Source organism: Aquificaceae bacterium (genome assembly GCA_037481935.1).
Classification (GTDB): domain Bacteria; phylum Aquificota; class Aquificia; order Aquificales; family Aquificaceae; genus Pampinifervens.
On record JBBFKQ010000003.1, the window covers coordinates 42,084 to 54,391 of the forward strand.

Below are 12,308 nucleotides of genomic sequence, written 5' to 3' on the forward strand. Positions count from 1 at the left end.
GTGAGCCTTGAGCTTGTCATAGGATTGATAACAATAGTGGGAGCAATTGTAGGAGTTGGTGTTTTTCTTATTATGTACCTGGACAAAAGGCTTGACGATTTTTCTTCCCCAATTACGGGGATTGAACAGTCTATAAGGGAGTTCAGAGATTATGTTGAAGCTCGTTTAGAAGCCTTGCACAGAGAACTTGCGGAGCATAAGGCGGATACCGCGAGGAAGTTTGACGAGGTCAAAGCGGACAGCACAAGAAGATTTGAGGAAGTCAAAGAAGAGATTAAACTTGTCAGACAGGAACTTGCTGACCACAAGGCAGATACCGCAAGAAGGTTTGAAGAGGTTAAGACGGACAACCTAAAGAGATTTGAAGAACTGAAAGAGGAAATAAAAGACCTCAGGGTTGAAGTCAAGGAGCTCAGGAAAGAGGTAAGGAAGAGCATGGTTAATAAAGCTCAACACCCCTTATGTGTTCTATGTTATTCCCCCTTATAATCACAAGGTCAAGTCTGTAGTCCTCTGCCGGATGTCTGTGAAGATAGTATTCCACACACCTTAGGAGTCTTTCCATCTTTTTCCTGTCCATTCTCTCCACAGGGTCTCCCAGACCTTCTGTCTTTCCACCCTTTACTTCCACAAAGACCACCACTTTGTCGTCAAGGGCTATGATGTCTATTTCTCCTGTTCTGCAGTGGTAGTTCCTGTAAAGGATTCTGTAGCCAAGCCCCTCCAGATACTTTACCGCAAGCTCCTCAAATTCTGCACCCTTCCTCAAGGCTCTGGAATATCTCCTCCGGTCTTACTACCGCAGTGCCCAGTTTGCCCACCACTATGCCTGCGCAGAGGTTTGCAAGCTCGCAGGCAGTATCCCAGTCCAGCCCTGCAAGGGCACAGGCTGTTAGCACGGCAACCACCGTATCCCCTGCTCCGGAAACATCGTAGACCTGTTTTGCCCTTGCGGGAAACACCTTGAACTCTCTGTCAAAAAGAGCCATACCTCTGGCACCGAGTGTTATCACAAGGGTTTTAAGTCTGAGCTTCCCCTTTAGCCCCCACCCAAGCCTCTGCAAACTATCTTCAGAAAACATTGCCATGGCCTCCTTTTCGTTGGGCGTCATCAGGTCTGCACCCACATACAGCTCCCTGTTCTGTGGTCTGGGGTCAACAGAGAAGAACACCCTTCTTTCCCTTATCCTGTCCACAGTGCTTCTGCATACCACCCCCTTTGCGTAATCAGAAACCACTATACCGTCCACGTCCAGGTCTATCCTCTGAAGAAGCTCCTCAAGAGCCTTTCCCTCCAGAGACCTCCTGCTTTCGCTGTCAATCCTCAGGAGCTGTTGAGAAAGGGCCACTATACGGGTTTTTTCTGTGGTGGGTCTTGATGGGTCTTCCACAAGAAGGTCCTCTATCCCAGAATCTTTAAGAAGTCCTCTTATGATATGCCTCCCGAAGTCCTGACCCACCACGCCAAGAAGATATGTTTTTACCCCGAGACTTGCCAGATTGTGGGCAACGTTTCCCGCACCACCAAGCCTGAACTCCTCCCTCTGAACCTCCACCACAGGCACTGGAGCCTCAGGGGAGATTCGCTCCACCTTTCCAAAGACATACCTGTCAAGTATCACATCTCCCACTACCAGAACCCTGAGGCTTTTAAACCTCTCAAGAATTTCTGAAAGCCTATCAGGATTCATTGACCACCTTTACCTCTTCACCCTCCTCTATAAAGGCCTGATGAAGCTCCCTTACCGCAAGCTCTCCGTATTTGTCCTCTATAAGGCATGATATCTTTATCTCAGAGGTGGATATGGCCATTATGTTTATGCCGTTTTTGTAGAGAACCTCAAACATCTTTGCAGCGGTTCCGTAGGAGCTCCTCATGCCTATCCCCACCACAGAGACCTTTGCTATTCTGTCGTCCCTTACCACCTCCTGAGCTCCTATCTCCCCTGCCACTCTTTTTAGTATACCCTCTGCTTTTTGTGCGTCTGCCTTGTTAACGGTAAAGGACATGTCCGTATAGCCCTGATGGGACACATTCTGCACTATCATATCCACCACAATATGGGCATCTCCAAGGGCCTTAAAGATACTGTAGGCTATGCCCGGTCTGTCGGGCACGCGCACTACAGTTATCCTTGATTCATTCCTTTCAAGGGTTATTGCCCGAACCACGCTCTTTTCCATCACTTCCTCCTCAGGGACTATCCATGTCCCTTCACTGTCAGTAAAAGAGCTTCTTACATGTATTCTTACACCATGTTTCATGGCAAACTCAATGCTTCTTGCCTGCATCACCTTTGCACCCAGAGATGCCATCTCAAGCATCTCTTCGTAGGATATTATGGGTATCTTCCTTGCGTTTGGCACTATTCTCGGGTCAGCCGTAAAAACTCCCTCCACATCTGTGTATATCTCACAGTCTGCACCAAGGGCATAAGCCAGTGCAACAGCAGAAAGGTCTGAACCTCCTCTTCCAAGGGTTGTCACCTCCCAGCTTTCCGTGACCCCCTGAAAGCCGGCCACCACTGGCGTGTAGCCCTCCTGAAGGAGGTTTTTGAGCCTCTGGACGCCTATTTTCCTTATCCTTGCCTTTGTGTGCACATCATCGGTGATTACAGGCACCTGCCATCCGCAGAGGCTGACTGCGGGAACACCAAGGCTCTGGAGAGTCATGGCAAAAAGAGCTATCGCCTGCTGCTCCCCTGTGGATATGAGCATGTCAAGCTCACGTTCTGGGGGCATTGTCTCTATCTGCTTTGCAAGGTTTATAAGCCTGTCTGTCTCCCCTGCCATGGCGGAGGATACCACCACCACTTTATAACCCTCCTTTAACTTTTCAAGGACTTTTTTTGCAGAATTGCCTATCCTTTCAAGACTTCCCACAGAAGTCCCGCCAAACTTGACCACAATTAGCCTCATCCATACTATTTTATACTACCCCCTTGACAGGAGAAAAATTTTGTATATAATAATCATCTGTAAGGATAAAAAAGTTAGGGGCAGTTAGAAACTCCCTCCCCCTCCCTCCCCTAATTGTTTTGCCCCACCGCCCGGTGGGGCCTTTCTAAAATGAAGTTCCCAGAACTGATAAAGGCAAACTTTATTCAGAGACTCAACAGGTTTGTGGGACTCATATCCCTTGAGGACAAGGAACTTACCGCATACATACGCAACACCGGCAGGCTCAGGGAATTACTCTTTTCTGGCAATGAAGTATATGTAGCCGAAAAGACAATTGGCAGGCACCCCTTTGAAATAATCCTTGCAAAGAGGGGAGATTATCTCGTCTGTATAGACTCCCACATAGCTCCAAAGCTTTATGTAGAATGGGTAAGCTCACCGGCCATCTTTGAGCCCCGCTTTGGAAACAAGAGGTTTGACCTCCTGATAAACGGAAGGCCCATTGAGGTGAAGTCTGTTAACCTCGTAGAGAACAACACAGCCCTTTTTCCAGATGCTCCAACCCTGAGAGGTAAACAGCACATAGAAAAGCTCATAGAACTTTCAAAAGAGGGATACAACCCGCTCATAGTTTTTGTAGTGCAGAGGGGAGATGCGGAAGTCTTCTCTCCCAACTGGAGGGTGGACCCCGAATTTTCAAAGGCTCTACTGAGATACTTTCAGCTTGGTCTTGAGATAAGAGCTTACAGATGTTCCGTCAGCCTTGAGGAGATTAAATTAAAAGAAGAGATACCCGTGGAGGTTCTGCCATGAAGGTCAGGCTAACACCAAAGGACGCCCTAATAGTGGTGGACATGCAGAGGGACTTTATGCCGGGGGGTGCCCTTCCTGTGCCAGATGGAGATACCATAGTGCCAAGGCTAAACGATTACATAAGGCTCTTTTTTGAAAGGGGGCTTCCGGTCTTTTTCACCAGAGACTGGCATCCACAAAATCACATATCCTTCAAGGAGCAGGGAGGTCTGTGGCCACCTCACTGCGTGCAGGGCACAGAGGGTGCAGGGTTTCACCCAGACCTGTTTATACCCCATGACAACCGCTTTATAATCTCAAAAGGAACAAGCCCGGATTTTGACGCATACTCTGGCTTTCAGGGCACAGTTTTGCATAGCCTACTGCAGGAGAGAGGTATACGCAGAGTCTTCGTAGGTGGCGTTGCCACCGATTACTGCGTGAAGAATACGGTGCTGGGAGCTCTAAATTTGGGTTATCAGGCATTTCTACTTCTGGACGGTATAAGAGGCGTGGATGTAAGCCCGGGAGACTCGGAGAGGGCAATAGAAGAGATGCTCTTCTCGGGTGCCGTGGGGCTGGAACTTCCCCACGTAGCGGACTAAGGACATTCTGAAGGCGTTAAGGATTCTGACCCCGTGCCTTTACGCTCTGTCGTGCGTGCCTGCCATAGACTACGAGAGAGCCAAAATGCACCCCGTATACATAGAGGACATGAGGGTGGAGGAGGTCCGTTTCGGGTCAGGAGATGTAACCCACCCTTCAACGCCTGGTGCTACACGGATGTCTATCCCCTCAGGTAAGTCTGTTCGTGGCGCAGGGAGCTACTCCACTGCGTATATCCCCCTCAGGTTTCTGCCTTCCTCGTCCCAATCCAGCCCATAGCCTACGAGAAAAAGGTTGGGCACCTCAAAGCCCACAAAGTCCGCATTAAAATCTACTTTTCTTCTTTCCTTCTTGTCAAGGAGAACACAGGTCTTTATGTCTTTGGCACCCTTGAGCTTGAGTAGCCTGTAGACTTCTGCAAGGGTGTAGCCTGTATCAAGTATGTCATCCACAAGCAGAACCCTCAGACCTTCTATGTCTCTGTCTAAATCCTTTACCACCTTCACATGCCCTGCGCTCTCCTGTGATGAGCCATAGCTGGAAACCCACATAAAATCCACCTGCACAGGCAGGTCAAAAGCCCTTATGAGGTCTGCGGTAAAGACAAAGGCTCCCTTCAAAAGTCCAACCACAAGAAAGGGCTCGGGGTAGTATTTTTCTATAACCGCTGCCAGCTCCTCAACCCTCTGCCTTATCCTTTCCTCTGGTATGAGCAACTTCAAAGGTTTTCCCTTTATCCTCATCCTCTTCCTCCAGCTCAAGCATCATCTGGAAGGCGTTTTCACCGTCCGAGTAGTATTTGTTTCTTTCTGAAACTATTTTAAAGCCGAGGGACTGGTAGAGTCTTATTGCCCTTATGTTGGATCTTCTCACATCCAGAAGAATCCTCTGAGCCTTGTCTCTAAAATACTCTACGAGAAACTCCATAAGCTTTTTACCATAGCCTCTACCCCAGAGGTCTTTCCTTACCGCTATGGACATAAGATTAGCATCATCATAAATCTTCCACACAACTGCATAGCCGATTATGGTTCCTCCCTCTTCAAGAACGAATCTGTAAGAGTAGTCAAGCTCAAACTCTCTCTCAAAGGCCTTTCTACTCCATGCATCGGAATTAAAGCACTCTTCGTTTATCTTCAGCACATGCTCAATGTCTTCTGGTCTCATCTCCCTTATCATCACTATTGACCCTTTTCATGATAACCTCCAAACTTGAAGCAAAGGAATTATATTAAAACTTATGCTTGCGGAGGTTAAAAACAAACTGGAGGAGTTGAAGGAGAAGTTAGAAGATACAAGGGTCGTTTTTGACCCTGAGGCTATGAGGGAAGAGCTAAAGAATATAGACAGGAGTATGGCTTCTGCGGATTTCTGGAACGACCAGGAAAAGGCAAAGGCAATAACTCAGAGAAGGAGGTGGCTTGAGGAAAACCTCAGGGAGGTTGAGCGGATAGAGAAAACGCTCAAAGATGTAGAAGAGCTGGCTGACGCAACTCAGGAGGGGGACCTTGAAACGGTGCAGATGCTCCTTGAAGAGCTCCATTCGGTAGAGAAGCCTCTGAAGGAGCTTGAGATAAAAGCCCTTCTTTCAGAGGAGATGGACTCAAAGAATGCCTACCTCACAGTTCAGGCAGGCGCGGGTGGCACTGAAGCCTGCGATTGGGCAAACATGCTTCTGAGAATGTATAGACGCTGGGCGGAAAGGCACGGCTATGAGGTGGAGTTGGTGGACATAAACCCGGACGACGTGGCAGGCATAAAGAGTGCAACCCTCCTGATAAAGGGTCCTTATGCTTACGGATATCTGAAGGGAGAGCACGGAGTTCACAGGCTGGTGAGGATTTCCCCTTTTGATGCCAATGCAAGAAGGCACACCTCCTTTGCCAGCGTGAGCGTGGCACCACAGATAGACGAGACCATAAACATAGAGATAAGGGAAGAAGACATTGAGATGGAGACCTTCAGGGCAAGTGGTGCGGGCGGTCAGTATGTAAACAAGACAGACACTGCAGTCAGGCTCAGGCACAAGCCAACGGGCATAGTGGTCTCCTGTCAGCAGGAGAGGTCTCAGCTACAGAACAGGCTGAAAGCCCTTGAGCTACTGAAGGCAAAGCTATATCAGCTTGAACTGCAGAAACTTGAGGAGAAGAAAAAGGCACTTGAGGGGGAAAAAACTGACATAGGCTGGGGCTATCAGATAAGGTCCTATGTATTCCAGCCCTACCAGCTTGTTAAGGACCTGAGAACGGGCCTTGAAGTTGGCAACGTCTCCGCGGTGATGGATGGAGAAATAGACCCCTTCATAGAGGAGTATCTCAGGTGGAGAGCAAGGGAAAGGGCAGAGGCTACCTCTTAAGCCTTGAGGGACTGGAGGAGCTCTTTGAGAGACTTAAGAAAGCTTACAGGGTCATAGCCCCCGAGCTCGGGGAAGGAGTAATAGTCTTTTCAGAGGTTGACCGCTTTGAAAGACTTCCTCTGGGCTACAGGAATGTAGAAGGGCCCGGCTTTTATGCCCTTGAGAAGGCTCAGGGCTACTTTACCTACACCCATCCCTACAACTCCCCCAGGAGCTTTCTCCATCCTCCCGAGCTCACCCTCATGAGGGTGAGAAGAGAAAATGGAAGGCTTGCCTTTGAGACAAGCCTGCCTGAGGGAAAACTCTGCCTCTTTGATGTGAGAGCCTGTGACCTTTCAGCTCTGAAGGTGCTGGACTTGGTCTTTCTCCACAAAAATCCCCACCCCGACCCTTACTATGCCAGCCTCAGAAAGGACCTTTTTGTTGTTGCGGTAAACTGCACATACGCCACTGCCACATGCTTCTGTACCACAATGGGAACGGGTCCTGAGGTAAAGGAGGGCTACGACCTTCTCATAACGGAGCTTCGGGAGGGCTTTCTCCTTGAGGCAGGCTCTGAGAGGGGCGATAAAATCCTTGCCTCTGTTGAGAGAAAAATACCGGCTGAGGATAGACACTTTGAGGAGAAAAAAGAAAGGCTCAGGAAAACTGAAGACATGATGAAAATCCACTTTGAAAGAGAAGGTCTCCCACAGAGGCTATACGGCAGGATGGAGTCTGTATACTGGGAGCATACAGAAAGGCGATGTCTTGCCTGCACATCCTGCACGCAGGCATGCCCCACATGTTTTTGCTTTGACATACTTGAAAAGAATGACCTAAAGCTCAGAGAGAGCCAGAGAGTAAGGGTCTGGGATTCGTGCTTTTCACCTTCCTTTGCCACAGTCCACCGCTTTAACCTCAGGCAGAGCGTTCACTCCCGCTACAGGCAGTGGCTCATGCACAAGTTCGCCTACTGGATGGACCAGTTTGAAACCTTTGGCTGTGTGGGATGCGGAAGGTGCATAACATGGTGTCCTGTGGGCATAGATGTGAGAGAGGAGGTAAGAAGGGTGGTGGATGAAAATCAGGTTCAGTGAACAATTTTTGAAAGATGCGTGGAGAGAAAGAGGCAGCTTCATGATAAGTAAAGGGGTCACCTTAGAGAAAATTGTGGAATACGCCATTGAACCCGATTACATAATTCAGGACCCCAAGTATGTAAATAGACAGTGGAGAATAAAGAAAGTTGCTGGAAGGTGTTTAAAGATTGTCACAGAAAGCTCTGACGATATATTAATAGTGGTTACCGTATTTTTTTTGATAGAAGTTTAAGGAGAAAGGGGTTATGCGAATAGCCTACCATCGTGATGTTGACGTGCTTTACATAAAGTTAAGGGACAGACCTGCAATTGACAGCGAACATATTGAAGAGATGGGGATTGTCCTGGACTACGATGAGCACAACCAGGTTGTGGGAATAGAAATATGGGGATGGTCAGAGAGACAGAAAAAAGGTGAGGAACTGAACATACCCCTTGAAGTAAGAGAATGTTGATGATTATAAACACATACACCCTTAAGGCAGGAGAGGTTCTCAGGGTCATAAAAGAATGCGAGGGAGTCTACACCTTTTATGTAGAGGCACGGGAGAGGGCGCTTCCTGGACAATACAACATGCTCTACGCCTTTGGTATGGGGGAGGCACCCATCACCATAGCAAGCAAGGTCGACAACTATGTGGTGCACACGGTTAGAGCGGTGGGTGATGTGACAAGACATATAGACCAGCTAAAAGAAGGCGACCTTCTCTACTGGAGAGGTCCATATGGAAACAGGTGGAACCTTGAAGAGGCTTATGGTAAGACCCTCCTGATACTTTCTGGGGGTCTCGGGCTTGCTGCCACAAGATGGGTCTTTGAGGAGGCCATGAAGGCGCCGGTGAAAAGGCTCGTGCACCTTTATGGTTCAAAGGATTATGACAGTCTTTTATACAGATACCTCTACGAGGAGTGGAGCTCGGGGGCAGAGTTTCACATAACCCTTGACAGACCAGACCCCAGATGGAAAGGAAGAGTTGGGCTCATAACAGAGCTTATCAGGGAGGTAGAGCTTGACAGGGATACTGTGGTTTTTGTCTGCGGACCCGACCCCATGGTAAAAGCCTGCGTGGGGGTGCTTCAGGAAAAGGGCGTTCCCCTCAGCAACATATACGCCTCCCTTGAGAGGCACATGAAGTGCTCCGTGGGAACATGTGGGCATTGCATGATAGGTCCTTATTTTGTCTGCAAGGACGGTCCCATATTCAGGTATGACCTTATAAGGGAATACTTTGAGAGGAAAGAGGTATGAGGGTAGGAGTTTTCAAGTTTTCCTCTTGCGATGGCTGTCAGCTTGCCTTCTTTGAGCTGGAGGAGGAGCTATTGACACTCTCAGAGGTGCTGAGCATAGACTATTTCCTTGAGGCGAGCTCCTCAAACAGGTGGGGAAAGTTTGACCTTGTCTTCGTTGAGGGTTCTGTTTCCACGCCCGAGGAGGAAGAGAGGATAAGGAGGATAAGGGAAAATTCAAAATTCCTTGTTGCCATAGGAGCCTGTGCAGTCTCGGGAGGCATTCAGTCTGCAAGAAACTTTCAGGACTTTCCAGAGCTATACTCTTCTGTCTATTCTCAGAGATACGATGTCAATCCGCATTCAAAACCCATTTCTGACTTTGTAAGGGTGGACCTTGAGATTAGAGGGTGTCCAATAAACAGAGAATCTCTAAGAGAAGTCGTAGTTGCCCTCCTGCATGGCAGGACTCCACAGCTTCCTTCTTATCCCCTCTGTCTTGAGTGCAAGAGAAGGGGAAACCCCTGCGTGGTGGTTGCTTACGGGCTCCTTTGCCTTGGACCTGTTACGGTAGCTGGATGCGGGGCCCTCTGCCCCAGCTACAAAAGGGGATGTTACGGCTGTTATGGTCCTGTGGAAAAGCCTGACCTTCAGGCTCTTCTGGAGGGCTACCGCAGGCTGGGGCTTTCTGAAGAAACCCTAAGAGAGCTTCTACAGGTCTCCTTCAACGGCTACAATAAGAGCATAAGGGAATGGCTATGAAGGTCCGGATTGATGCACTCACCAGAGTGGAAGGAGAAGGAAGCCTTGAGGTATTCCTGAGAAATGGGAGGCCAGAGAGCCTGAGGCTTTCCATCTACGAGCCTCCTAGGTTCATAGAGGGTATCCTCAGGGGCAAGCCCTATTATGTGATACCTGACATTACTGCACGTATATGTGGTATATGCCCCGTTGCCTATCAGATGAGCGGTGTCCAGGCAGTGGAAGATGCCTTTGGTGTGAAAATTCCTGAGGATGTGGAAAAGGTGAGAAGGCTCATGTATTTTGGCGAGTGGATTCAGAGCCATGCCCTTCATGTCTTTTTCCTTCATCTTCCTGACTTTTTCAGAGTCCCTTCTGTCCTTGAACTTTCAAAGGTAGACAGAGAGCTTGTGCTTGCAGGTATGGAAATAAAGCGGGCGGGTAGTCTTATAATCCAGACCCTTGGTGGCAGGACCTCCCATCCCGTTTCCGTAGTGCCGGGAGGCTTCAGCCATCTTCCAGAGAGCCTGACATCCCTGAAGGAAGTCCTGGAAAAAGCCCTTGATAAGGCTATGTGGGCTACAGAAAGGCTTGCAGAGCTACACTTTCCAGAGCTTGAGCTCTCAAATGTGCTCTTTGTCTCACTCCTTGAGGAGGACTATCCCATCCTCAAGGGAAACATACACCTTGAGGGAGAGAGGATAAGCCCCAGGGATTTTAAGGACTTCTTTGTGGAGTTTGAAGTTCCCTACTCCACCGCCAAGCATGCCATGACGAAGGATGGAAAGGTGTATGTGGTGGGTCCTCTTTCACGCTTCAACAACGCCTTTGAAAGGCTTTCAACCCTTGCAAGGGAGATGGCTACAAAAGTGGGACTTGAGCCCCCAGTAAGGAATCCCTACAGGAGCCTCCTTGTGAGAATGATAGAGTTGGTGCACTCTCTGGAAAGAGCTGTCCATATGGTAAGGGAATACAGAAGACCCGAAGTAACGAGGGTTAAAGTAGTGCCAAAAAGCTCTGAAGGCTACGGAGTTTCTGAGGCTCCGAGGGGCATTCTCTGGCACCATTACGCCTTTGACGAGGAGGGCAGGATTCTCAGTGCGGACATAGTGCCACCCACATCCCAGAACCAGAGAGTCATGGAGCTTGTGCTCTGGGAGTTCATAAGAAGACAGGATAGCCCCACAGAAGAGCTCCTCAGAGACCAGGCAGAGCCCATAATAAGAAGCTTTGACCCATGCATATCCTGTGCCACCCATTTTCTGAGGGTAAACCTGAAGTATGCTTAAAAGCCTTATCTGGCTTGAAGAGCTCCCCTCTACGCAGGACTTTTTAAAGGAAAAGAATTTTCCCGAGGGCACGGTGGTGGTAGCAAACAGGCAGACCTCCGGTCGGGGAAGACTGGGCAGAAGCTGGCACTCCCCAGAGGGTGGTCTATACTTTAGCCTTTCACTTCCGGTGGGAATAAGGGATGAGATGACCCTTCCCCTCGTGGTTGCCCACTCCGTTGCCCACTATCTGAAAAAGCTTGGCTTTATGCCTGCCATAAAGTGGGTCAACGATGTTTATGTGGGTGGCAAAAAGGTCTGTGGCGTGCTGACAGAGAGGCTCAGAGAAAGGATATTGCTGGGTGTGGGAATAAATCTCAATCAGGAGAGCTTTCCAGAGTGGATTGATGGGGCATCCCTCAGGATGCTTTCCGGGAAGACCTACCAAAGAGTGGATTTTCTCCTAGAACTTCTCACTTATTTAGAGGGGGACCTGAAGAGGCTTCAGCAAGAGGGTTTTGGAGCCTTCAGGAAAGAGATAGAGGAGAGGCTGCTTTTTAAAGAGAGCGAGGTGATTCTCTACACGCCAGAGCCTCTTGTAGGCATACTGCAGGGGATTGGGGAAGATGGAAGCCTTCTGCTCCAGACACAGGATGGTCTGAAGTCTTTCAGCGTGGGTGAAATTACCCTGAGAGCCTTTTGATGCTATACTAAAGCCATGCTGAGAATAGCCCTACCAAAAGGCAGGCTCTTTGAGGAAAGCCTGGAGCTCTTCCTGAAGAGAGGAATAATAGACAGGGGCTTTGAGGAGGGAAGAAGGCTCAGCGTAAGGGTGGGAGGATACGAGTTTCTTCTTGTAAAGCCATCAGATGTGCCCGTCTACGTGGAAAACGGGGTGGCTGACCTTGGCGTGGTGGGCAGAGATGTGCTCCTTGAGAAAAAGCCAGACCTGTATGTGCTCCTTGACCTTGGCATAGGCTTCTGCAAGATTGTGGTGGCAGGAAAGGAGGAAGGCAGAGAAAGATACCTGAAAAGCTCTTACCTCAAGGTAGCTACCAAGTATCCACGCATCACTCAGGAGTTTTTCTCAGAAAAGGGCGTGAGATGTAAGGTAATTCCACTGAGTGGCTCTGTAGAACTGGCTCCCATCATGGGACTTTCCGACTTTATAGTGGACCTTGTGCAGACGGGAAGGACTCTGAAGGAAAACAACCTAGTGGTTGTGGAAGAGATAACCACATCCACTGCCATGCTTGTTTGCAACAGGGCAAGCTACAGAAACATGCGGGAGGAGGTGATGGAAATCTTAGAAAAGCTCTTGTAAATGCACATGGA

Annotated in this window: 17 protein-coding genes; 12 read left to right on the forward strand and 5 right to left on the reverse strand. The window is 49.0% G+C overall.

The features are described from left to right. Complete coding sequence (locus WHS43_03345; GenBank protein ID MEJ5338673.1) at positions 1-489, forward strand: hypothetical protein; 489 nt, start codon at positions 1-3, stop codon at positions 487-489. On the opposite strand, the gene WHS43_03350 is transcribed toward WHS43_03345, so the two are convergent. From WHS43_03350 to WHS43_03360, 3 genes are read right to left on the reverse strand one after another with little or no spacing between them, the layout of a single operon-like run. After that, positions 440-769 carry a YraN family protein gene (locus WHS43_03350; protein ID MEJ5338674.1) on the reverse strand — a complete coding sequence of 110 codons (330 nt, stop codon included), beginning with the start codon at positions 767-769 and terminating at the stop codon, positions 440-442. The genes WHS43_03345 and WHS43_03350 overlap by 50 nt on opposite strands. Beyond that, entirely contained in the window at positions 747-1,691 is a 945-nt protein-coding gene (gene rfaE1, locus WHS43_03355) for a D-glycero-beta-D-manno-heptose-7-phosphate kinase (GenBank protein MEJ5338675.1), read from the reverse strand. Before rfaE1 ends, WHS43_03350 begins: the two co-directional genes overlap by 23 nt. After that, the gene (locus WHS43_03360; protein MEJ5338676.1) at positions 1,681-2,919 is read right to left on the reverse strand and encodes an aspartate kinase; all 1,239 of its coding nucleotides are present in this window, start codon (positions 2,917-2,919) and stop codon (positions 1,681-1,683) included. Before WHS43_03360 ends, rfaE1 begins: the two co-directional genes overlap by 11 nt. A gap of 150 nt (positions 2,920-3,069) precedes the next feature. Between WHS43_03360 and sfsA the strand changes: the two genes are divergently transcribed. After that, complete coding sequence (gene sfsA / locus WHS43_03365; GenBank protein MEJ5338677.1) at positions 3,070-3,714, forward strand: DNA/RNA nuclease SfsA; 645 nt, start codon at positions 3,070-3,072, stop codon at positions 3,712-3,714. Continuing rightward, positions 3,711-4,298: a nicotinamidase gene (locus WHS43_03370; GenBank protein ID MEJ5338678.1), complete on the forward strand. Its 588-nt coding sequence runs from the start codon at positions 3,711-3,713 to the stop codon at positions 4,296-4,298. Before sfsA ends, WHS43_03370 begins: the two co-directional genes overlap by 4 nt. A gap of 219 nt (positions 4,299-4,517) precedes the next feature. Here WHS43_03370 and hpt read toward each other — a convergent pair whose 3' ends face one another. Together hpt and rimI are read right to left on the reverse strand one after the other, a co-directional pair. After that, complete coding sequence (hpt, locus tag WHS43_03375) at positions 4,518-5,042, reverse strand: hypoxanthine phosphoribosyltransferase (protein ID MEJ5338679.1); 525 nt, start codon at positions 5,040-5,042, stop codon at positions 4,518-4,520. After that, positions 4,978-5,478 (reverse strand): ribosomal protein S18-alanine N-acetyltransferase, encoded by a 501-nt coding sequence (gene rimI / locus WHS43_03380; protein ID MEJ5338680.1) that lies wholly within the window; start codon positions 5,476-5,478, stop codon positions 4,978-4,980. The genes hpt and rimI overlap by 65 nt, the downstream gene beginning before the upstream one ends. A gap of 61 nt (positions 5,479-5,539) precedes the next feature. Here rimI and prfB point away from each other — a divergent pair, with 61 nt between their 5' ends. The 9 genes from prfB to hisG are packed head-to-tail and all read left to right on the forward strand — an operon-like array spanning position 5,540 to position 12,297. Next, the gene (gene prfB, locus WHS43_03385; protein ID MEJ5338681.1) at positions 5,540-6,655 is read left to right on the forward strand and encodes a peptide chain release factor 2; all 1,116 of its coding nucleotides are present in this window, start codon (positions 5,540-5,542) and stop codon (positions 6,653-6,655) included. Then, on the forward strand, positions 6,619-7,734 hold the full coding sequence (locus tag WHS43_03390) for a 4Fe-4S dicluster domain-containing protein (GenBank protein MEJ5338682.1): 1,116 nt from the start codon (positions 6,619-6,621) through the stop codon (positions 7,732-7,734). Before prfB ends, WHS43_03390 begins: the two co-directional genes overlap by 37 nt. 40 nt (positions 7,735-7,774) lie before the next feature. Next, positions 7,775-7,969 (forward strand): hypothetical protein, encoded by a 195-nt coding sequence (locus tag WHS43_03395; protein ID MEJ5338683.1) that lies wholly within the window; start codon positions 7,775-7,777, stop codon positions 7,967-7,969. Between the two features lie 13 nt (positions 7,970-7,982). After that, the gene (locus tag WHS43_03400) at positions 7,983-8,192 is read left to right on the forward strand and encodes a DUF2283 domain-containing protein (protein ID MEJ5338684.1); all 210 of its coding nucleotides are present in this window, start codon (positions 7,983-7,985) and stop codon (positions 8,190-8,192) included. Next, positions 8,186-8,986 carry an FAD/NAD(P)-binding protein gene (locus WHS43_03405; GenBank protein MEJ5338685.1) on the forward strand — a complete coding sequence of 267 codons (801 nt, stop codon included), beginning with the start codon at positions 8,186-8,188 and terminating at the stop codon, positions 8,984-8,986. Before WHS43_03400 ends, WHS43_03405 begins: the two co-directional genes overlap by 7 nt. Beyond that, positions 8,983-9,726 carry a Ni/Fe hydrogenase subunit delta gene (locus tag WHS43_03410; protein ID MEJ5338686.1) on the forward strand — a complete coding sequence of 248 codons (744 nt, stop codon included), beginning with the start codon at positions 8,983-8,985 and terminating at the stop codon, positions 9,724-9,726. The genes WHS43_03405 and WHS43_03410 overlap by 4 nt, the downstream gene beginning before the upstream one ends. Beyond that, positions 9,723-10,994 (forward strand): Ni/Fe hydrogenase subunit alpha, encoded by a 1,272-nt coding sequence (locus tag WHS43_03415; GenBank protein ID MEJ5338687.1) that lies wholly within the window; start codon positions 9,723-9,725, stop codon positions 10,992-10,994. Before WHS43_03410 ends, WHS43_03415 begins: the two co-directional genes overlap by 4 nt. Next, positions 10,987-11,676, forward strand: a complete 690-nt coding sequence (locus tag WHS43_03420) for a biotin--[acetyl-CoA-carboxylase] ligase (GenBank protein ID MEJ5338688.1) — start codon at positions 10,987-10,989, stop codon at positions 11,674-11,676. The genes WHS43_03415 and WHS43_03420 overlap by 8 nt, the downstream gene beginning before the upstream one ends. A 15-nt stretch (positions 11,677-11,691) precedes the next feature. After that, positions 11,692-12,297 carry an ATP phosphoribosyltransferase gene (gene hisG, locus WHS43_03425; protein MEJ5338689.1) on the forward strand — a complete coding sequence of 202 codons (606 nt, stop codon included), beginning with the start codon at positions 11,692-11,694 and terminating at the stop codon, positions 12,295-12,297. Positions 12,298-12,308 lie beyond the last annotated feature (11 nt).